Below are 20,160 nucleotides of genomic sequence, written 5' to 3' on the forward strand. Positions count from 1 at the left end.
AATATTATGATAAAAAGTATGACCGGATATGGCAGACATGAAACGGTTACTGATGATTATAAGATTTTGATAGAAATAAAATCGGTAAATCACAGATATTGTGATCTGAATATTAAATTACCTAAAAAGTTTAATGCTTACGAGAATGAACTTAGAGGTATTCTTAAAGGATATGCGGCAAGAGGAAAGATAGATGCATATATTTCATATGAGGATTACTCAGAAAAAAATGTTGAGGTGAGGTATCACGATAATATTGCGGGCGGATATATGGAAGCGATTGAAAAAGCGGAAGAACTGTACAGTACAAAATTTCCCGGTGCTTCACTTAAATATCCAGCAGCAACGGATTTTTTGAAACTTCCTGAAGTTATTTCTTTAGAGACTAAAGAGGTTGAGGATGAATCACTTCAAAATGATTTAAAGGAAACTTTTGAGGAAGCTTGCAAAATGTTCAGGGAGTCAAGGGAGAGAGAAGGAGAACATTTAAAAACGGACATTCTTTCAAAGCTTGATTATATTTTGAAACTCGTCAAAAAGATAGAGGAAAGATCTCCTGAAATTCTTGCTGAGTACAGGCAGAAGATTATGACAAAAGTAGAAGAACTGCTTGGAGATAAACAGATAGATGATACAATCCTTGCCACAGAACTTACTGTTTTTGCTGATAAGGTATGTGTGGATGAGGAAACGGTAAGACTTCATAGTCATATAAAAAATATGAGAGATACTTTATCAAAAGATGAGTCGATAGGAAGAAAGCTTGACTTTCTTGCACAGGAGATGAACAGGGAAGCAAATACTATACTTTCAAAAGCAAATGATATGAAACTTTCTGCGGACGCTATAGATTTAAAGACAGAAATAGAAAAAATACGTGAGCAGATACAGAATATTGAATAGATATGAGGTGGTTTCATGCTTATAAATGTAGGATATGGTAATATCGTAAACATGGATAAGGTTGTCAGTATTGTAAGGACAGAAGCAGCACCGATAAAAAGGATGATACAGGTAGCAAAAGACAGCAATATGGCTATAGATGCCACTTGTGGCCGCAAAACCAAATGTATTCTTATAATGGACAGTGGGCATATTGTTCTGTCTGCACTTCTGCCGGATACAATAGAAAACCGTGTGAACGAAAATCAGAACAGAGAGGAGCAGAGCCAATGAGTAAAAAAGGCATTCTTGCAATAATTTCGGGATTTTCCGGGGCAGGCAAAGGAACTGTAGTAAACAGACTGTTAGAAAAAGAAAGTTATGCTGTTTCGATTTCAGCAACGACACGCAAGCCAAGAACAGGTGAAGTTGACGGACAAAATTATTTTTTTAGGACAAAAGATGAATTTGAAAAGATGATTGCAAATGATCAGCTTATAGAGTATGCTGAGTATGTAGGCAATTATTATGGAACACCTAAGGATTATGTTTTTAAGAAGCTTGATGAGGGCTTTGATGTGATACTTGAGATTGAAATGCAAGGAGCATTAAAAGTTAAAGAAAAATTTCCTGAGACAGCGTTGATATTTATCACACCGCCATCAGCAGATGAGTTGAAGAAAAGACTTGTCGGCAGAGGGACAGAAACAGCAGAGCAGATAGAAAAGCGAATGTCAAGAGCAGTTGATGAGTGTCCATATATGAATCAGTATGACTATATCGTTGTGAATGATGATCTTGATGAATGTGTTGACGAGATACACAGACTGCTTCAGTCTATACATAATGCAAAAGAAAATCAGCAGGAACTCATCAATATGATAACTGAGGATTTAAAGAAATATAAATAAATTCAAATAAATATGAAAGGAAGGAATAGTTATGTTACATCCATCTTATACAGATCTTATGAAAGTTATAAATAGTGAGGTAGAAACAGGTGAAGCTCCGGTAGTAAACAGCCGTTATTCAATCGTTCTTGCAAGTGCAAAGAGGGCACGCCAGCTTATTGCGGGAGCAGATCCACTTATTGGCATAAGGTGTCCAAAACCGCTCTCAATTGCGGTAGACGAATTATACAATTCAAAAATTAGAATTTTGAGTGAAGAAGAAGCAGCAGAGGCAGAGGCAAAAAAGCTTGCTGAGGAAGAAGAAAAAAAAGCTATGAATGAGATGACATTCTCATTTGAAGAAGAGGAAGAGGAAGAGGAAGAAGAGTAGCAGAGGTTTTAAAATGGATAATGAATACAAAAACGAAGACAGGAAAGAATCACTAAAAACTTCTGATGAACAAAAGGCTGAAGAAGAAACAGCAACAGAAGAAAGAAATGTTGATTCATATGGTGAACCCATAGAAAATCCGGAAAGTGATGAAGTGCCAAAGAAAAAGAAAGTCAGCAATGCAGTTATTGAGCTTCTTTTATATGCGGCTATAATTGTGATGTGTGTATGTGTTGTTCCAAAGTATGTTCTTCAAAGAACGATAGTTGATGGAACATCAATGATGAATACACTTAAGGATGGCGATAATCTTTTGGTAGAAAAGGTTACATACCGTTTTTCTGAACCAAAGAGATTTGATGTAATAGTGTTCTATCCTCATGGACGAGAGAGCAATGATTATTACATCAAGAGGGTCATAGGTCTTCCGGGAGAAACTATACAGATAAAAGGTAATACCATTTATATAAACGGAAAGGCCATTAAAGAAAATTATGGCAAGGATCCGATGACAGAATCAGGGATTGCAGAAGAACCGTTAAAACTGGCAAAAGATGAATTTTTTGTGCTTGGAGACAACAGAGAGATAAGCGATGACAGCAGATATCCGGATGTTGGACCGGTCAAGAAAAAGAATATTGCCGGAAGAGCGATTTTGAGAATTTCGCCATTGTCTGAGTTTGGTACATTTAAGTAATGCAATAAAAGATAAAGTATTAGATTTAAACAAGGGCAGATATTTATCTGTCCTTGTTTTGCAAATAATGTACTTTCAAAATTCTTCGTTCAGAAGATACTGAGAGAACATAATATATAAAAGGGGGATAAAATAACATGAAAAGACAGTTGAAAAAGGTAGTATGTCTTGCACTCATCACATCAATGATATTAGGGCAGAAAACTTTAAAAACAACTAAAAATGTCACAGCAAAAGAAAAAAAGGATATTAAGATTGCCATTGATGCAGGACATCAGGCAAGAGGCAACTTCGCAACGGAGCCGGTAGGACCGGGTTCAAGTACAAGAAAAGCAAAAGTGGCAGGAGGAGCAACGGGAGTTGCATCACATGTTCCTGAGTATAAACTGACGCTTGCCGTTTCAAAAAAGCTTCAGAAAGAGCTTAAAGCCAGAGGTTACAAGGTTTATATGATTAGAACAAAGAATAATGTAAATATTAGTAATAAAAAGCGTGCACAGCTTGCAAATAAGAGTGGTGCAGATATTTACATAAGAATACATGCAGATAGTTCAAACTCAAGAGCTGTTACTGGTGCGAGTGGGTTATATCCGTCAAAAGCAAACAGATATGTTTCAAAGCTTAGTGCAAAATCCAAAAAATTATCTTCATGTCTGCTCAAGTCTTATTGTAAAAAAACAAAGATACGCAACAGAGGTTTGGTTGCAAGAGATGACCTTACAGGAACAAACTGGAGCAAGATACCGGTTTCTCTTATTGAAATGGGATTTTTGAGTAATCCGTCAGAGGACAGAAAGATGCAGAAGTCAAACTTTCAGACAAAGATGGCAAAAGGAATTGCAGATGGAATCGACGCATACTTTAAATAATACAATATTAGTGTTATAAGTAAGCAGCAGAGCGGATTGTGAATAACCGCCTGACTATAATCGTATGAATTATTTAAGGTGTTGGTATGAATGGAGGAGAAAGATGGAAGGTTTAGTCAACATGATGGAGGAAACTGTATTAAAGAAGATTGATAAGTTATGGGAAACAACAGACGGATGCAAATGTCAAAAATGTAAATTAGATATAGCAGCATATGCACTTAACAGACTTCCACCCAGATATGTTCACTCACTTCAGGGAAAACTTATTCACAGGTTTAATGCATCTACGACACAATCAGATGCAGAGATAACATCCTGTGTTTATCAAGCTGTAAAAAAAGTGGAGAAAAATCCAAATCATCCTAGAGAAGAGTCTATATATACTAGATAATATTATATACATTTCAGGACGGAGTATGGTTATGTCACTGGTAGTATTACAGGGCAGACTGTAGTCCTGTCCTGTGTTATCATGGTGAAAATATATGTTGTTGGCGGTAATAAAAATATATAATTAATGAGGGGCTTGAAAAAAAACAGAAAAAATTGAAAAAAATGCTTGCATTTTGTAATTAAATGATGTATAGTATTGCTTGTCGGCACGACGGGGAAGATTAAAAGGTCATCGCCGGTAAATGATAAAAGTAAATATGGTCTGTTGGTCAAGCGGCTAAGACGTCGCCCTCTCACGGCGAAAACAGGGGTTCGATTCCCCTACAGACTGCTCCGATGTAATGTCGGTCATAAAGTATCAAATGACGGTTTGATATGTTAATATTTGACAAAAGTAAATATATGGTCTGTTGGTCAAGCGGCTAAGACGTCGCCCTCTCACGGCGAAAACAGGGGTTCGATTCCCCTACAGACTGCTTCGGTGTATATGCCGGCTGTAAAGTATCAAATGACGGTTTGATTTATGTTAATGTTTGATAAAAGTAAATATATGGTCTGTTGGTCAAGCGGCTAAGACGTCGCCCTCTCACGGCGAAAACAGGGGTTCGATTCCCCTACAGACTGCTCTGATGAAAATCAGCCCAACCCGAAAGAACTTGTAGGTCATTTATGGCTTACAGGTTTTTTGTTTATAAAACAGGAAAGAACTGCATTATTGCTGCTATGAAATTATTATAATCTGTTGTATAGCTGATTATTCTTTAAGTGTAAATAGTAACGCTGTTACGGCTTTCCTATATGGTAATGATATTAAATGGAGGGAAAACAAATGAAAGTATCAAAATTAGTTGGATTGAGATTTAAAGAAAAACCTGCTGATTGTGTCATTGACAGTCACGCACTTATGGTAAGGGGCGGCTACATGAAATATGTAGGAAACGGAATTTATTCTGAGTTCCCTACTCTTAGGAGAGTGACTGCAAAGATTGAAAATATCATTCGTGAAGAAATGAACATGATAGACGGTCAGGAAGTTTTGTTTCCGGTTGTTATGCCTGCTGAACTCTGGGAGGAGTCAGGAAGGTATGAAAGTGTAGGAAATGAGCTTGTAAGACTTAAGGATAGAAACGGCTCTAAACTTGTTCTTGGTATGACACATGAGGAAGCATCAGTTCAGCTTGTCCGTGAGTATGGACAGTCATACAACAATTATCCTTTTATGATATATCAGTTCCAGCGTAAGTTCAGGGATGAGGCAAGACCGAGAGCGGGAATGATTCGTGTTCGTGAATTTACAATGAAAGATGCCTATTCGTTCCATACATCACAGGAAGACCTTGAAAAGTATTATGATGTATGTTATCAGGCATACAACAGAATATTCCAGAGAGTTGGTGTTCCTGAAGTTGTGACTGTTGCATCTGATTCAGGTATGATGGGAGGAAATGTGTCACATGAGTATATGCTCCTTACTCCGGTAGGAGAGGACTCAATCGTTACTTGTACTGAGTGCGATTACAGAGCCAACATGGAAGCAGCAGAGAATATAATGCCGGATGAAAAGATTGGAGAAGTTTCAGAGTTAGAGTGCATTGAGACACCTGACTGCAAGACTATCGAGGATGTTTGCAAGTATCTTCACAGTTCAGTGGAGACTTCATGTAAGGCAGTTGTATATCAGAGAAATTCGGATGATACATTTGTTGTAGCGTTTGTCCGTGGTGATTATGAAGTTAATGAGACAAAACTCCGCAACATTGTCGGAGAACCAATCCATGTTGCACTGATAACGGCAGATGATCCGCTTGTTGCAGGATATATTGGACCTTATAATATATCAAAAGATGTTACGGTATATATTGATTCTTCGCTTAAAGGTGTTGAGGGCATGGTTGCCGGAGCAAATAAAGAGGGATGCCATTATAAAGGACTTAATCTTGAAAGAGATCTTGGAAAGGTTGAGTATGTTGATATTGCCAAGATAAAAGAGGGAGGAATATGTCCATGTTGTAAAAAACACTCAATAAGCATAAAGCGTGGTATTGAGGTAGGAAACATCTTCCAGCTTGGCACAAAATATACAAAATCAATGAATATGACATACACCGATGAGAATGGTGAGACAAAAAATCCTATCATGGGATGCTACGGTATCGGAGTTGGAAGACTTGCCGCATCAGTATGTGAGGCAAAGCATGATGAATATGGTCCTATTTGGCCTATATCTATTGCACCGTGGGAAGTTGAAGTATGCTGCCTTCGTGTTGATGACGAGCAGACAAAAGAAGTTGCAGACAAGCTTTATAAGGATTTACAGTCAGCCTCAGTTGAGACACTTTATGATGACAGGGATGTTCGTCCGGGTGCAATGTTCTCAGATGCAGATCTTCTCGGTGCACCGATAAGAGTTGTAGTAAGTCCTAGAAATCTCAAGGAGTCATGTGTAGAGGTAACAACGAGAGATAAGTCAGTTAAAGAAATGATTCCGGTTGATGAAGCATTTGAGTATATAAAGGGACTTAAAGAAAAGATGTTTGCAGATATAAATGCTAAAGTTGAGCCATATAAATAATTAAAGACGATAAACAGATGAAATTAATGACAGTATTTATCAATAACAATATTATTGATAAATACTGTCATTTTCTTTGTTGACTTTTATATTTTTGTACTATATGATGTAAAATAGTTAGAATAAACTAACCTAAGTGAGGGGTGCAAAAAATGAAATGATATTGCATCATATGACAAAAACATAGAAGCATGATAATAGTGTGAAAAATCCATATATGCAGAATTTTAGCGTGGAAAATCCGATTTTTCACACACAAGATTTGTGTCTGTGCACACTTGACACAAACCTGGTATGCCAAAAAATGTGTGCAGAAATGAGGATTAACATGAGTGTAGTTATAGTAGGAGGACATGACCGCATGGTCTGTAGATACAAGAAGATATGTAAGGAGCATAATTGCAAGGCAAAAGTTTTTACCCAGATGTCGGCAAGACTCAGTGAGCAGATAGGAAGTCCTGATCTTCTCATATTGTTCACAAATACGGTATCTCACAAGATGGTGAAGTGTGCGATAACTGAAGCCGAAAAATGCAATGCAGATATAGTAAGATGTCATACAAGCAGTGGAACGGCATTAAATGAGATACTTACAAATGCGTGCAATGCGTAAGAGAATGGAGTGTTACTAAATATGTAACAGTTCAGCCTTCCATTTATTACATTCATAAACCTGCCAGCAAACTGTCAGTCGCTGCTAAGCAGCTTATGTTTACCTCATATAATAAATGAAAGGCTATTCTACCATAAAAAGATAATCAACAATACAATGAGCAAGCTCAAGTATTGTCAATTATTTTTTATGGCTGAACTGTTACCTGAATATAATATTTTATAAAAACATATACTTGCCAATCAGGTGAAATTACATTATACTTAATATAGTTGTTTATAAGTTACTGTCTGTAGATTTATGGACAGTAATTTTATTTCATTGACATAGTAACAAAAGGGGAACTGATAGCACTGTAAGTGTGAACGGTAAACAAAAATTATGCTTTATATATTAAGTGATTTGCGTATGTAACATATATATGCAGTATAATATATATAGCAGTGGGATATGGAGGTAGTGAAATGTCAAATGACTATGTGATAGTTACGGATTCGACCGCAAATCTGCCGGAAGATATGATTGAAAAGTATGGACTTGAGATTCTGTCGTTAAATTATTATGTAGACGGAGAGGAATACAAAGGATACATTAAAGGTCAAAAGACTGATTTGGCACATTTTTACAGCATGATGCGTCAGAAAAAAGAAATAACCACATCTTTGGTTACGGTCGGTGATGCCATGGATATGCTTGAGGAAATAGTAAAGCAGGGAAAGGATTATCTTTATGTGGGATTTTCTTCGGGACTTAGCGGAACTTTTCAGGCAGTATCACTTGTCACGAACTCATTATCGCAGAAATATCCTGATAGAAAGCTTTATGCAGTCGATTCACTGGCGGCGGCACTCGGCGAAGGGCTTCTGGTAAAATATGTTATTGACAATAAAGAAAAGGGTATGTCGATTTCTGAAAATGCAGACTGGATAATAGCACACAGAAACAATATATGCCATTGGTTTACTGTTGATGATTTATTTTTCCTGAAGCGGGGTGGCAGGATATCTGCCACGACCGCCGTTGTAGGTACAGCATTAAGTATAAAGCCGGTTTTGCATGTTGATGATAATGGACATCTAATTCCTATGGAAAATGCCAGAGGCAGAAAAAAATCTCTTGATGCACTTGTGAAGCATATGAAAAGCAGTATTATAGTACCTGACGGTCAGTCGGTATATATAAGTCATGGAGACTGCATTGAAGATGCAGAGTATGTTGCAAAGAAAGTCAGAGAAAATTTCAATATCGGAGAAGTTGTGATCAGGATGTTAGATCCGGTTATAGCATCACATTCAGGACCCGGTACGGTGGCATTATTCTTTTATGGAGAGCACAAGTAAATTATTATACGGAGGAAACAGAAAATGAATATTTTAGTAGTAAATTGCGGAAGTTCATCACTTAAATTTCAGCTTATCGATTCAGAGACAGAGCAGGTAAGTGCATCAGGAAATTGTGAGAGAATCGGTCTTGACGGAAAGATTACATATAAGGCTCATGGAGATAAGTTTGTTACGGAGACAGATCTTCCGGAGCATGGTATTGCGATTAAGAAGGTGCTTGAACTTCTTGTAGATAAAGAGAGAGGTGTTATAAATTCACTTGATGAGATTCATGCAGTGGGACATCGTATGGTACATGGTGGCGAGAAATTTTCGTCATCAGTTGTCATAACTGAAGATGTTATCAAGGATATTGAGAGCTGTAATGATCTTGCACCACTTCATAATCCTGCAAATATATTAGGTGTGCGTGCATGTCAGGAAGCAATGCCGGGTGTGAAGCATGTTGCAGTATTTGATACAGCATTTCATCAGACAATGCCGGCAAAAGCATATTTATATGGTCTTCCAAAAGAGTATTATGAGAAATACGGAGTTCGCCGTTATGGTTTCCACGGAACAAGCCACAGTTTTGTATCAAAGAGACTTGCAGAACTTGCAGGACTTGATTATAACAATTCAAAGATGATTGTCTGCCATATCGGAAGCGGAGCAAGTATCTCAGCTATCAAAGACGGCAAATCAATCGATACAAGCATGGGAATGACACCGCTTGAGGGTCTTGTAATGGGAACGCGTTCAGGAGATATTGACCCTGCTATCATAGAGTTCATATGTCAGAAAGAAAACATTTCAGTAAGTGAGATGACAACTATCTTGAATAAAAAGTCAGGTGTGCTTGGTCTTTCAGGTGTATCAAATGACTTCAGAGATCTTGTAGACGCAAGAGAAAGCGGAAATAAAGATGCAGCAAATGCCCTTGATGTACTTGTTTACCGCATTGTAAAGTATATTGGTGCTTACTATATGGCACTTGGCGGATTAGATGCTATAGCACTTACGGCAGGAGCAGGAGAAAACAACAAAGAAGTTCGTGAGATGATCATGGAGGGAATCAGTGCACTTGGTGTAAAGATTGATGAGAAAGCAAACCAGACACGCGGAGAAGAAATACTTCTTTCAACAAAAGACAGCAAAGTACCTGTATGGATAGTTCCTACAAACGAAGAACTTGCTATTGCAAGAGAGACAGCAAGACTCGTGAAATAATAAAAAAGCAAAACCAGCGTTTTGCTCCTGGTGTTACACTGCTTTACGAGCATTTTCCTATACAGTAACAGTTCAGCCTTTCATTTCTTACATTCATAAACCTGCCAGCGAGCTGTCAGTCGCTGCTTTGCAGCTTTTGTTTATTTCATTTCAGAAATGAAAGGCTATTCTACCATAAAAAGGTACTTAACAATACGATGAACAAGCTCATTGTATTGCCAATTATCTTTTTATGGCTGAACTGTTACTAATACAATAAAAAAAGTTTGAAAATATATTGACAAATCTCCGAAAGTTAGGTATAATCGGAGGAGTGTTGTAAAGGAAAAGGCTAGGAGGTGGAATGTAATGTCTATTTGTCCAAAGAATAAATCTTCAAAATCAAGAAGAGATAAAAGAAGAGCAAATTGGAAGATGTCAGCACCAAATTTGGTAAAATGCAGCAAATGTGGAGCTTTAATGATGTCTCATAGAGTATGTAAGTCTTGCGGTTCTTACAATAAGAAAGAGATACTTGCAGAAGCAGCTGAATAATCAATTTGAGAATTTAAAATGATTTTGATTTAGAAAAATGTCTGGTTTGGCATAAAGTAAATAATTATTTTATTGAAGTATATGCTGACATCAGACACTGGATTTAACAGAGATGTACATATATTTAGAGCTATGTCATCTCTGTTTTTTTGATTTACATATGCAGACTTTCAAAATGTTTGAGTTGAAAAGTATTTTATCTTGATTTGATGTCATAGATTGATATATTGCAATGTAATTTTTGCAATCCTGCAGTCACACCTGGTCTTGTTGACAAAGTGGCAGGGCAGGTCAACATATATTAATTTGTAAGCAAACAAAATATATCGGATTGGAGAAAAATATTTAAGAATGAAAAATGTTAATAAAAAAATAATATTTTTATTGAGTTTTATAATGTTATTATGCATATTTAGCATTATTTTTGGAAAATTCATCAATGCAAAACAAGGGAATAACAAAAAAATCATTTATGTATCTCAGAAAAGAAATAAAAAATCGACAGGCAGCAAAAAATATCCGTTAGCTTCTCTGCAAAAAGCCATAGATAAAGCTGATGCGGGAACAGTAATTTATATAAGAGAGGGAAATTATAAAGGACCGTTTATATTTCGCAAATCAGGGAATAAAAAAAGAGGATATATTACAATAGCTGCATATAAAAATGAAAAAGTGAACATATCAAATAAAGATAATATAAGTGCGGCAGTATTTGATATGGGAGGACAGAGTTATATCAAAATACAAAAACTTCATATTGGAAATATTAAAGCTGAAAATGTATGCGGTATATTGATGAAAAACAGTGAAAGCAGTATTGTGATAGAAAAATGTGAGTTCAGAAATATAATTACTACAAGACCTGGAAGTATTGAAAAGCCAGGTGGTGAAGCAAATGCTGTACTATTACTTGGAGAGAAGAAAAACAGTATTCATCATGTTTATATTTTGGGAAATAAAGTGCATGATAATATAAACGGATGGTCTGAAAATATATCCGTGGCAGGTAATTGTACAAATATATATGTTCAAAACAATAAGGTTTACAATAATACGAATATTGGAATAGATTTTTACGGAAATGCAGGATATTGTAATGATTTAACAATGGACCAGCCAAGAAATTGTAAGTGTATTGACAATACGGTTTATAATTGCAAAAGTTCATTTGCAGAAAATGCCGGAATTTATATAGATGGTGCTAAAGATATTTTGGTAAAAGGAAATAAGACATTTAAAAATCACTATGGAATAGAAGTAGGCTCTGAAGAGTGGAAAAGTTATTATACAAAAGAAAATTATGTAAGAGGCATAAAAATCAGTGAGAATATCATGTATAATAATTTGTATTGTGGGCTTCGTATTGGAGGGTGGAGTAATGATAAAACTACTGGTACGGTTTATGATTGCAAAGTTATAAATAATGATTTTTCAAAAGGTAATAAAAAAGATGAAATAATACTGGCAAAATGTGACGGTATCCTGTTTAAGGATAACAGGTTTAAAAATAATTCAAAGTGCCCTGAAAATATTAAATATGATGACGGGATAAGCAGGAATAAAATAAAAAATATTGTTTTTAAATGATTATTTTTATTGTATATGAAAATGCTGTAAAATAGTGTGACACCAACGAGAATTGCGAAGCAATTCTTGGAGGGCAAAACGCTGTTTTGCCCTTTTAATAAAAAACAGCATATGTTAGCATATGCGGAAATGAGGGAAAATGCGTTTTATAATTCAAAGAGTATCAAATTCAAAAGTGACGATTGATAATGAGATAAGAGGTCAGATAGGAAAAGGTTTTATGGTGCTTATAGGTGTGGGAGAGAGTGACACGAAAGAAATTGCAGATAAGATGATACATAAAATGATAAATCTGCGTATCTTTGAGGATGAGCACGGTAAGACAAACCTTGGTTTAAAGGATGTGGATGGCAGCCTGCTGCTTATATCGCAGTTTACATTGTATGCTGACTGCAAGAGAGGAAACAGACCATCATTTGTCAAAGCGGGAGCACCTGATATGGCGAAAGAATTGTATGAATATATAATATCAAAATGCAAAGAGGAGATTGAAATAGTAGAGCAGGGAGAATTTGGTGCAGATATGAAAGTTGAACTTTTAAATGATGGTCCTTTCACCGTGCTGTTGGATAGCGATGAACTGTAGAGTAAATAGGAGAAAAAATGGATTTTAAAGTGTATGATTATCTCCCTGAGTCAGCTAAGTTTGTAAGGCAGACAGTTTTTGTTGACGAGCAGGGATTTGTGAATGAATTAGACGAAACAGATAATATTGCAACGCATATTGTTTTATATGATGAAAAAAAGCCTGCGGCAGCCTGTAGGATTTTTGCCGGTGAAAAATCAGGCGAATTTATTTTAGGCAGATTAGCTGTTATGAAAGATTACCGTGGGAAAAATATAGGAAGTATGATGCTTGCCGAAGCTGAAAAATGTGCATCTGATAAAGGCGGAAATGTTCTTATGCTTCATTCTCAGTGCAGGGCAAAAGATTTTTATGCAAAGTCAGGATATACTGAATTTGGAGAAATCGGCTATGATGAGGGTTGCCCTCATATATGGATGAAAAAGCAGTTAGGCTAGAGGATGGCTATAAGATTTTTAATGTTTCCGTACACAAATAAAGTAGAGTGTACGGGAACAATCAAGCGGATTGTGAATATCCGCTTCAAATAGCTAAAGATGAGGTGGTTTATTTGACGCAGACAACTCTCAATGATATTTATGCGATACTTTCTGAATATGATAAAAGAAAACGGGAAAACAAAAATTATAATATTTTTAAAGTCTTAGAAATTACTAACCGTGAAATTTTGATGTGTCGTGTATTGGCTGATTTTTTAAATCCAAGAGGAGAGCATGGAAAAGGTGATAAATATCTAAAGATTTTTCTGGAGAAAATACTTCACCGGGATGATTATGAAAAAATATGTGAGTCTGCATATGTTTTTAAGGAATATCCGATAGCCGGGGACAGAAGAATTGATATTGTTATTGAGTCTGTCGATGTGTTTATTCCGATAGAAGTAAAAATTTATGCCGCAGACCAGAAAGCACAGTGTTACGATTACTATATGTATGCGGCTCAAAGGGATAGTGCGGCAAAGGTGATATATCTGACAAAGTGGGGTGATATGCCGAGTAGATGCAGCATTTCTTCAGTCGATGGCAGGAATATTATTTTGCAGGAAAATATACAATGTATTTCTTTTACAAAGGATATTATAAACTTTATGGATATGATAATTGAGAGTGAAGAAGAAGTTATTATTCGTGAAACGGCACAACAGTATAAAGATGCAATAAAGGAATTTACAGTGTCTTTGGATGAGGAATTGAAAGTGGAGATTGCAAATAGATTATGTGAAAACAAGCAGAATTTTAGAAGTATGCTTGCTATAGAACAGGCGGCTGACAAAGCTAAGGCTAAGCTGATGTATAGCCTATTTGAGGAATTTGAAACCAGCTTTTTTTCAATTAAGGACAAATACAGTTTAAAAGATGAATTGAGATTTGATTGGTTTGATTATAAAACTCAGGCGGTGGAACAGTATTATGCTCAAAATGACTCTACATATCCGGGGATAAATTATGTTTTTTCTGATATTTTATTACCAAAAGGCATTGAATTATGGTTCAGAATAGAAATTGACAACAATTTATTTGCAGGGATATGCTTGTTTGATACGATTAACGGACAGGAACTTTGCATAAGTGAGCAGAATAAATTATCACAGGAGATAATAGAAACATTACATAAGTATATTAATTTCACAGAAAATAGGCATAAGGACTGGTGGGTTCAATATTGGTATCTTCCAACGGCATATGACAATACAAAACTTGCAGGAAACGAAGTGCCAAATTTTAAGGCAATGAATGAAGCTGCGGTAGCATTGGCAGATAGAGAAAACAGGAAAAAATTTGTTAAAGACTGTATGGTTGTCATTGAGAGAATACTTAACCGGATTTGCATAAAAGATAAAAATTATAAATAGCTTATATAATGTATTATAATAGTGTTATGAGCAGGCAATAGAGTTCATTACGAATATCTGCCTGACTTTATATCGTTTTTTACAATACAACTGAATATTTTAATGATAAAGTCTAATCAACAAATGATTAAGACAAAGGCGTCTGTTAGAGATAACAGGCGTCTTTTGTTTTTCTTATATAAATGGCATATATGTGTTCTTTGTATAAGAAAAAGTTTTGACACAGGATTTTTATTTCTGGATTTTTTTCAGGGGCAGAAAAGTGTATTAATGAGATTAAGGAGGTCTGATATATATGGAAAGAATAGAAAATCATCCAATCTTAGGGGAGACACCTAAGCGTAAGAAAGTCACTTTTAGTTATGACGGAAAACTTCTTGAGGGATATGAGGGTGAACCGATTGCTGCAGCGTTAAAGGCAGCGGGTGTTATGGCTCACAGATATACGGCGAAAAAACATGAGCCAAGAGGAATTTTTTGTGCAATAGGCAGGTGCACGGATTGTGTAATGATAGTTGACGGTAAACCAAATATCAGGACTTGCATTACACCTCTTGAAGCAGGAATGGTCGTGCAGACACAGTATGGTGTTTCGGCAAAACCCGATGCATAAATTATCTGGATATTATCAGGAATAAAGCTGTTGACAGATATAAAAGATATGGATAAAGATAGAATAAACGGCAAGAATATTTAAATAACAGTTGATAGTTATTTTTGAAGAAAAGTAAGTGGTGTTTTGGCACAGATAAAATTGAGCTTTTGAGTTTGGTATTGGATAAGAGATCGCAAGAAAAGAGGTAGAGTTATGAAGATAGAACGATATGACATGATAGTTATCGGTGCAGGTCCGGCTGGTTTATCGGCAGCGATAGAGGCGGCAAAGAAAGGTTTAAAACCTATTGTGTTTGATGAAAATGCAAAGCCGGGCGGACAGCTTTTTAAACAGATACATAAATTTTTCGGTTCAAAGGAACACAAAGCTAAAGTGAGAGGATTTAAGATTGGTGAGGAGCTTCTTAGTGAAGCTGAGAAATACGGTGTTGAGGTTATCTTAGATGCAACAGTCGTAGGTCTTTATCCTGAAAAGGAAGTTACGGTAAAAGTTGGCGGGAGCGTCAGGCATTATAAAGGAGATGCAGTTTTAGTCGCAACCGGAGCAAGTGAAAATATGGTCAATTTTGAAGGATGGACTAAGCCGGGGGTTATTGGTGCGGGAGCTGCACAGACAATGATGAACCTTCATCACATTAAACCGGGAAACAGGATTTTGATGCTCGGTTCGGGAAATGTCGGTCTTGTTGTAAGTTATCAGCTTTTGCAGGCGGGATGCGAGGTCGTAGCACTTGCAGATGCAGCTCCGAGAGTCGGAGGATACGGAGTTCATGCAGCTAAAATTGCAAGATGTGGCGTGCCGTTCTATCTTTCACATACTATTGTAAGAGTTGAGGGTGAAGATGCCGTCACGGGAGTAGTTATAGGTCAGGTAGGAGCTGACTGGAAGATAATACCCGGCACTGAAAAACATTTTGATGTTGACACGGTCTGCCTTGCTGTCGGTTTGTCGCCGATGTCACAGCTTTTAAAGCAGGCTGAAGTAAAGATGAATGATACTAAAGGCGGTCATGTCCCTGAGATTGACAGGTACGGTGCAACAAGTGTTCCGGGAATATATGCGGCAGGTGATGTTTCAGGCATTGAGGAAGCAAGTTCAGCAATGATAGAGGGAAGAATGTCAGGAGCTTCTATTGCGTGCTATCTCGGATATATGACGGAAGAAGAAAGAGATGCCAGAATAGAGGAACTTGAAAATCAGCTTGAAACATTAAGACAGGGTATGTTTGCTCCAAAGAACAGAGGTAAACTTGTCGAAAAGACAGATGAGGGAATTGATGTTTCTATGAATCTTTTAAATAAAGGTTTTGTGGCTGATGATGAGATAGAAAGATTTCCGGGAGTCACACACCAGAAAGGAATCCATCCGGTCATCGAGTGTACGCAGAATATTCCTTGTAATCCGTGTCAGGATGCCTGTAAGATGGGCTGCATCCGTATAGGAAAAAATATTACATCACTTCCGGCCATTGATGAGGAGAAAAAATGTATCGGTTGCGGAATGTGCGTGGCATCATGTTCAGGTCAGTCAATTTTCTTAGTTGAGGAAGATGTTGAACCGGGATTTGGAGAAGTCACAATGCCATATGAATTTTTACCTGTTCCTGAGGTTGGCGATAAGGGTATTGCACTTGGCAGGGACGGAAAAGAAGTATGTAAGGCGGAAGTCACAAAAGTGAGATGTGCACCTGTATTTGACCACACGAATCTGCTTACAATAAAAGTTCCTAACGATATGGTAATGAAAGCAAGATTTTATAAGAAAGAAGCATAAGGAGGGTTTAACTATGACAGACATTCAGGCAAAATTAAAAGAAATAGGACCATTTGTTGAGGGTGCTGACGACAACCTTCTGGTATGCCGTTGTGAAGAAGTGACTAAGGGACAGATAAGAAAAGCTGTCCATGAGGGAATATTTACATTGGAAGAAATGAGAAGATATTTGAGATCGGGAATGGGACTTTGTCAGGGGCAGACCTGTGGGAAAATGGTAAAATCAATTATTGCATCTGAACTTAAAGTAGCTCCGTCAGAGGTTGTACCTGCAAGTTCAAGAGCACCAATGAGACCGATTGAGATGTGTATATTAGCAGAGGATGGAGGTGCAAGCCATGAATAAAACAGCAGAGGTAGTTATCATAGGTGGTGGAGTAAACGGATGTGCAGCTGCTTATTATCTTGCAAAAAAAGGTGTTAAGGATGTAGTTGTACTTGAGGCGACAAACAGTATAGGACATGGAGGTTCATCAAGAAACGGCGGCGGTGTCCGTCAGTCAGGCCGTGATGTAAGAGAACTGCCATATGCAATGTATGGTATTAAAAATATGTGGCCTACATTGTCGGAGGAGCTTGGTGTAGATACTGAATATACCCAGAAAGGAAATTTGCGAATGGGTAAGACAGAAGAACATCTTAAAAAGCTCCGGACACTTGCAGACAGTGCAAAATCAGTAGGTCTTGATGTGAGAATGATAGATGAAAAAGAAGTCAAAGAGATATGTCCTTATCTTTCAGATGAAGTTATAGGAGCAAGCTGGTGTCCTACGGACGGTCATGCAAATCCTCTCACAACAACACTCGGATATTATAAGAGAGCACTTGAGATGGGAGTAAGATTTTATACTGATGCACCGGTAAAAGCATTGCAGAAAGTCAAGGGAAAAGTAAGAAAAGTAATCTTAAATGACGGCACTGTATTTGAGGGCGAAACAGTAATTCTTGTGGCAGGTTATGAAAGCAGGGAGATAGCAAGAACCATAGGCATAGATATACCAATGACAAGACTTATAGATGAATGTCTTGTGACAGAAATGCAGCCGCATATGATAGATGTAATGTTTGGCTGTGCTACGGCGGATTTTTACGGACATCAGACACATCATGGTTCATTTGTATTTGGTTCAGACTCCGGATGGGAGGTAGTAGACGAGATGGTAGACCCGTCAACAAACACGGCAGACCCGTCAAAACTTATCACAAATTCAATGACATTATCGGCAAGCTGCAGGGCGATTCAGAGTTATATACCTGCACTCAGGGACGCAAAAATAGTAAGAAGCTGGTGCGGATGGCTTGACGAAGCATTTGACGGAGTACCTTTTTTAAGTCCGGTAGAAGAAGCACCGGGACTGATACTTGCGTGCGGATTTACGGGACATGGATTTGGAACTGCACCGGCAGTCGGACTAATGCTTGCACAGATGGTAGTCGGCGAGAAAACAGTGGTTGATATAAGTGCACTTAATTATAACAGGTTTAAGCCGGTGAGATAATTTTGATAAAAATATGATTATTGTAAAAAGTAACTTACGAGTTAGGGACTTGTGGGTTACTTTTTATTTTTAAAATCATTTAACACTATTAAGAAAGTCTTACATAATAAGTGGTTGTGTGGACTTTATTTTGACTGATTTTGTTTTATAAGGATTATTATATTCATAAAATTAATGATAGAATATGGGCAAAGAGAATGATATAAAAAAGGGTGTAAATGTTATATGATAAAATAAAGAAAAACTTTGAGAACTCGAACGATTATTTCCGGTTTTCATTGATTTGTACACTGCTTTATGGTATTATACTTATCATGTTGTAATTTGATTTATACAGGTAGGTTGGATAAAATCTAATTGATGATATGATGATATTTAATATTGTGAGGTAGAGCAGATGTCGATTTCATATAACGGATTATGGAAACTGTTGATTGACAAAAACCTGAAGAAGGTTGATTTGATAGAAAGATTAGAGATTAGCAGCAGTACAATCGCAAAAATGACAAAGAACGAGGCAGTTTCTTTACGGGTACTTGAGAAAATTTGTCGGGAGCTGGACTGTGATTTCGGAGATATTATTCACTATGTGAAAGAGGAGGAGGCGTGAATGATTATGGAATACAGTGCGGGATTAACATCCAAATTGTTTTGGCTGCAGGAGGCAAGAAAGACTGCATCATATATTGCGGATGGTTTTAGCAAGTCTGAGATTAGAGCGATTGCATGGGAGGAGAATATATACCGGGTAAGAGCCGAGTATCGGGCTTACGAGGTGTTGAATGGCACATACCGCCGGGTTTCTCTGTTTTCAATGGATTTATTAAAAGTATTTTTGTCCTGCGATATTGAGACAGCGAAAGTTTTAAATTTGATTTCTATATTGATGGACAGTCGTTTGTTTTTTGAATTTATACATGAAATGTATGATGAAAAGCTTAGAATTGGGGAGACAGAAATTACAGACCGTGATTTGAATGTATTTTTTGCAAATAAGGCAATGCAGAGTGAAGTGGTTGCCGGATGGACAGATACAGCAGTAAAAAAACTTAAACAGTGTTTTTGTCGTATGATGTATGAGGCAGGCTTGCTTGAAAGCAGTGCAAAGCCTAGGATTATGAGACGGATACACATTGATTATCGAACGGAAGAATTATTGAAAAGGAATGGATTAGAAGCATATCTGAATGTAGTGAAGGGAGTGCGTTGATGGTAAAGTTATCATTGGATGAAAGGTTGAATCAGATAGAGAAGAAAATATCGGATCAGAGCTTTCTCCACAATAAAGGATTGGGAAATGAAGTCGGATATTATATATTTGATTATGATCCGAGAGAAGAACTTCATGTAAGAAATCATATACAGTATCTAAAGAAAAGAATCAATGAGAGCAGCTTGGGCTTTCAGATTATAGAACTCGATCTGTTTCACCTGATGATAGAAGTGCTAGAGGAGGAAGGTTATCTGGAAGCATTCTTTGATTTGGAAAGAGAGAATGGATTTTTTGAGATGGCAGACAGTTTAGTAGAAACATTGGGACTAGATGAGACCAATGAGCTGAATCTAATCATATCCGGAATATTGAGGGAAGATTTAACAGACAGTGTGGTATTTCTTACGGGAGTTGGCAAATGTCATCCAATCATTGCCAGTCACAATATCCTTAATAACCTGCATCAGGTACTGGATAGTGTTCCGGTGGTAATGTTTTATCCGGGTGAATATAGTGGACAGGATCTGAAGCTATTTGGAACGATGGATTCACATAATTATTATAGAGCATTACCTTTGGTGTAGAGGTGGCAGCAGTATTTTCTGAAAGGAAACAGTTTTTCGTAAAAAATAGGAGAA

At 37.0% G+C, this 20,160-nt stretch carries 23 protein-coding genes and 3 tRNA genes; all 26 read left to right on the forward strand.

The genetic code is table 11. The features are described from left to right. The first annotated feature begins 6 nt into the window (after positions 1-6). The 26 genes from DW721_RS03755 to DW721_RS03880 all read left to right on the forward strand — a co-directional run bounded on the left by DW721_RS03755 (position 7) and on the right by DW721_RS03880 (position 20,106). On the forward strand, positions 7-903 hold the full coding sequence (locus tag DW721_RS03755) for a YicC/YloC family endoribonuclease (protein ID WP_022015296.1): 897 nt from the start codon (positions 7-9) through the stop codon (positions 901-903). A 15-nt stretch (positions 904-918) separates the two neighbouring features. Next, positions 919-1,176 (forward strand): DUF370 domain-containing protein, encoded by a 258-nt coding sequence (locus DW721_RS03760; RefSeq protein WP_022015295.1) that lies wholly within the window; start codon positions 919-921, stop codon positions 1,174-1,176. Continuing rightward, complete coding sequence (gene gmk, locus DW721_RS03765; protein WP_118744873.1) at positions 1,173-1,793, forward strand: guanylate kinase; 621 nt, start codon at positions 1,173-1,175, stop codon at positions 1,791-1,793. Before DW721_RS03760 ends, gmk begins: the two co-directional genes overlap by 4 nt. Before the next feature lie 31 nt (positions 1,794-1,824). Then, entirely contained in the window at positions 1,825-2,163 is a 339-nt protein-coding gene (gene rpoZ, locus DW721_RS03770) for a DNA-directed RNA polymerase subunit omega (RefSeq protein ID WP_118744874.1), read from the forward strand. Between the two features lie 13 nt (positions 2,164-2,176). After that, on the forward strand, positions 2,177-2,860 hold the full coding sequence (gene lepB / locus DW721_RS03775) for a signal peptidase I (protein WP_118744875.1): 684 nt from the start codon (positions 2,177-2,179) through the stop codon (positions 2,858-2,860). Positions 2,861-2,997: 137 nt separating this feature from the next. Continuing rightward, a complete protein-coding gene (locus DW721_RS03780; protein WP_118744876.1) occupies positions 2,998-3,729 on the forward strand; it encodes an N-acetylmuramoyl-L-alanine amidase in 732 nt (243 codons plus the stop codon). 103 nt (positions 3,730-3,832) lie between these two features. Beyond that, a complete protein-coding gene (locus DW721_RS03785; protein WP_022015290.1) occupies positions 3,833-4,123 on the forward strand; it encodes a late competence development ComFB family protein in 291 nt (96 codons plus the stop codon). Between the two features lie 261 nt (positions 4,124-4,384). After that, positions 4,385-4,456 (forward strand) — tRNA-Glu (locus tag DW721_RS03790). 73 nt (positions 4,457-4,529) lie between these two features. Continuing rightward, positions 4,530-4,601: transfer RNA gene (locus DW721_RS03795), tRNA-Glu, on the forward strand. Positions 4,602-4,677: 76 nt separating this feature from the next. Continuing rightward, positions 4,678-4,749 (forward strand) — tRNA-Glu (locus tag DW721_RS03800). Positions 4,750-4,954: 205 nt separating this feature from the next. Then, positions 4,955-6,697, forward strand: a complete 1,743-nt coding sequence (locus DW721_RS03805; protein WP_022015289.1) for a proline--tRNA ligase — start codon at positions 4,955-4,957, stop codon at positions 6,695-6,697. 328 nt (positions 6,698-7,025) lie between these two features. Further along, positions 7,026-7,310, forward strand: coding sequence for a DUF2325 domain-containing protein (locus DW721_RS03810; protein WP_022015288.1), 285 nt, complete (start codon positions 7,026-7,028; stop codon positions 7,308-7,310). A gap of 464 nt (positions 7,311-7,774) precedes the next feature. Then, on the forward strand, positions 7,775-8,650 hold the full coding sequence (locus DW721_RS03815) for a DegV family protein (protein ID WP_055942248.1): 876 nt from the start codon (positions 7,775-7,777) through the stop codon (positions 8,648-8,650). Positions 8,651-8,674: 24 nt separating this feature from the next. Further along, complete coding sequence (locus tag DW721_RS03820) at positions 8,675-9,862, forward strand: acetate kinase (protein ID WP_118744878.1); 1,188 nt, start codon at positions 8,675-8,677, stop codon at positions 9,860-9,862. Between the two features lie 348 nt (positions 9,863-10,210). Then, positions 10,211-10,396, forward strand: coding sequence for a 50S ribosomal protein L32 (rpmF, locus tag DW721_RS03825; RefSeq protein WP_022015076.1), 186 nt, complete (start codon positions 10,211-10,213; stop codon positions 10,394-10,396). 396 nt (positions 10,397-10,792) lie between these two features. Beyond that, on the forward strand, positions 10,793-11,983 hold the full coding sequence (locus DW721_RS03830) for a right-handed parallel beta-helix repeat-containing protein (protein WP_182436196.1): 1,191 nt from the start codon (positions 10,793-10,795) through the stop codon (positions 11,981-11,983). Between the two features lie 139 nt (positions 11,984-12,122). Continuing rightward, positions 12,123-12,569 carry a D-aminoacyl-tRNA deacylase gene (dtd, locus tag DW721_RS03835; RefSeq protein WP_118744880.1) on the forward strand — a complete coding sequence of 149 codons (447 nt, stop codon included), beginning with the start codon at positions 12,123-12,125 and terminating at the stop codon, positions 12,567-12,569. A gap of 17 nt (positions 12,570-12,586) precedes the next feature. After that, the gene (locus tag DW721_RS03840; RefSeq protein WP_118744881.1) at positions 12,587-13,006 is read left to right on the forward strand and encodes a GNAT family N-acetyltransferase; all 420 of its coding nucleotides are present in this window, start codon (positions 12,587-12,589) and stop codon (positions 13,004-13,006) included. Between the two features lie 113 nt (positions 13,007-13,119). Continuing rightward, positions 13,120-14,421 (forward strand): PD-(D/E)XK nuclease family protein, encoded by a 1,302-nt coding sequence (locus DW721_RS03845; protein WP_118744882.1) that lies wholly within the window; start codon positions 13,120-13,122, stop codon positions 14,419-14,421. 295 nt (positions 14,422-14,716) lie between these two features. Beyond that, positions 14,717-15,034 carry a (2Fe-2S)-binding protein gene (locus DW721_RS03850; RefSeq protein ID WP_022015072.1) on the forward strand — a complete coding sequence of 106 codons (318 nt, stop codon included), beginning with the start codon at positions 14,717-14,719 and terminating at the stop codon, positions 15,032-15,034. 201 nt (positions 15,035-15,235) lie between these two features. After that, a complete protein-coding gene (locus DW721_RS03855; protein ID WP_118745109.1) occupies positions 15,236-16,810 on the forward strand; it encodes an FAD-dependent oxidoreductase in 1,575 nt (524 codons plus the stop codon). 13 nt (positions 16,811-16,823) lie between these two features. Next, positions 16,824-17,156, forward strand: coding sequence for a (2Fe-2S)-binding protein (locus DW721_RS03860; RefSeq protein ID WP_118744883.1), 333 nt, complete (start codon positions 16,824-16,826; stop codon positions 17,154-17,156). Continuing rightward, the gene (locus DW721_RS03865) at positions 17,149-18,309 is read left to right on the forward strand and encodes an FAD-binding oxidoreductase (protein ID WP_022015069.1); all 1,161 of its coding nucleotides are present in this window, start codon (positions 17,149-17,151) and stop codon (positions 18,307-18,309) included. The genes DW721_RS03860 and DW721_RS03865 overlap by 8 nt, the downstream gene beginning before the upstream one ends. Positions 18,310-18,706: 397 nt before the next feature. Further along, positions 18,707-18,919 (forward strand): helix-turn-helix transcriptional regulator, encoded by a 213-nt coding sequence (locus DW721_RS03870; protein ID WP_118744884.1) that lies wholly within the window; start codon positions 18,707-18,709, stop codon positions 18,917-18,919. After that, positions 18,920-19,519 (forward strand): DUF1819 family protein, encoded by a 600-nt coding sequence (locus DW721_RS03875; RefSeq protein WP_022015067.1) that lies wholly within the window; start codon positions 18,920-18,922, stop codon positions 19,517-19,519. After that, entirely contained in the window at positions 19,519-20,106 is a 588-nt protein-coding gene (locus DW721_RS03880) for a DUF1788 domain-containing protein (protein ID WP_022015066.1), read from the forward strand. Before DW721_RS03875 ends, DW721_RS03880 begins: the two co-directional genes overlap by 1 nt. Positions 20,107-20,160: the final 54 nt, after the last annotated feature.

The sequence above is a fragment of the Clostridium sp. AM27-31LB genome (assembly GCF_003480745.1).
Lineage (GTDB): Bacteria > Bacillota > Clostridia > Lachnospirales > Lachnospiraceae > Butyribacter > Butyribacter intestini.

Excerpts from the sequence above, each read along its gene's own strand:
- DW721_RS03755 (WP_022015296.1), top strand. The coding sequence starts at position 7 with ATGATAAAAAGTATGACCGGATATGGCAGACATGAAACGGTTACTGAT.
- DW721_RS03760 (WP_022015295.1), top strand. The coding sequence starts at position 919 with ATGCTTATAAATGTAGGATATGGTAATATCGTAAACATGGATAAGGTT.
- gmk (WP_118744873.1), top strand. The coding sequence starts at position 1,173 with ATGAGTAAAAAAGGCATTCTTGCAATAATTTCGGGATTTTCCGGGGCA.
- rpoZ (WP_118744874.1), top strand. The coding sequence starts at position 1,825 with ATGTTACATCCATCTTATACAGATCTTATGAAAGTTATAAATAGTGAG.
- lepB (WP_118744875.1), top strand. The coding sequence starts at position 2,177 with ATGGATAATGAATACAAAAACGAAGACAGGAAAGAATCACTAAAAACT.
- DW721_RS03780 (WP_118744876.1), top strand. The coding sequence starts at position 2,998 with ATGAAAAGACAGTTGAAAAAGGTAGTATGTCTTGCACTCATCACATCA.
- DW721_RS03785 (WP_022015290.1), top strand. The coding sequence starts at position 3,833 with ATGGAAGGTTTAGTCAACATGATGGAGGAAACTGTATTAAAGAAGATT.
- DW721_RS03805 (WP_022015289.1), top strand. The coding sequence starts at position 4,955 with ATGAAAGTATCAAAATTAGTTGGATTGAGATTTAAAGAAAAACCTGCT.
- DW721_RS03810 (WP_022015288.1), top strand. The coding sequence starts at position 7,026 with ATGAGTGTAGTTATAGTAGGAGGACATGACCGCATGGTCTGTAGATAC.
- DW721_RS03815 (WP_055942248.1), top strand. The coding sequence starts at position 7,775 with ATGTCAAATGACTATGTGATAGTTACGGATTCGACCGCAAATCTGCCG.
- DW721_RS03820 (WP_118744878.1), top strand. The coding sequence starts at position 8,675 with ATGAATATTTTAGTAGTAAATTGCGGAAGTTCATCACTTAAATTTCAG.
- rpmF (WP_022015076.1), top strand. The coding sequence starts at position 10,211 with ATGTCTATTTGTCCAAAGAATAAATCTTCAAAATCAAGAAGAGATAAA.
- DW721_RS03830 (WP_182436196.1), top strand. The coding sequence starts at position 10,793 with ATGTTATTATGCATATTTAGCATTATTTTTGGAAAATTCATCAATGCA.
- dtd (WP_118744880.1), top strand. The coding sequence starts at position 12,123 with ATGCGTTTTATAATTCAAAGAGTATCAAATTCAAAAGTGACGATTGAT.
- DW721_RS03840 (WP_118744881.1), top strand. The coding sequence starts at position 12,587 with ATGGATTTTAAAGTGTATGATTATCTCCCTGAGTCAGCTAAGTTTGTA.
- DW721_RS03850 (WP_022015072.1), top strand. The coding sequence starts at position 14,717 with ATGGAAAGAATAGAAAATCATCCAATCTTAGGGGAGACACCTAAGCGT.
- DW721_RS03860 (WP_118744883.1), top strand. The coding sequence starts at position 16,824 with ATGACAGACATTCAGGCAAAATTAAAAGAAATAGGACCATTTGTTGAG.
- DW721_RS03865 (WP_022015069.1), top strand. The coding sequence starts at position 17,149 with ATGAATAAAACAGCAGAGGTAGTTATCATAGGTGGTGGAGTAAACGGA.
- DW721_RS03870 (WP_118744884.1), top strand. The coding sequence starts at position 18,707 with ATGTCGATTTCATATAACGGATTATGGAAACTGTTGATTGACAAAAAC.
- DW721_RS03875 (WP_022015067.1), top strand. The coding sequence starts at position 18,920 with ATGATTATGGAATACAGTGCGGGATTAACATCCAAATTGTTTTGGCTG.
- DW721_RS03880 (WP_022015066.1), top strand. The coding sequence starts at position 19,519 with ATGGTAAAGTTATCATTGGATGAAAGGTTGAATCAGATAGAGAAGAAA.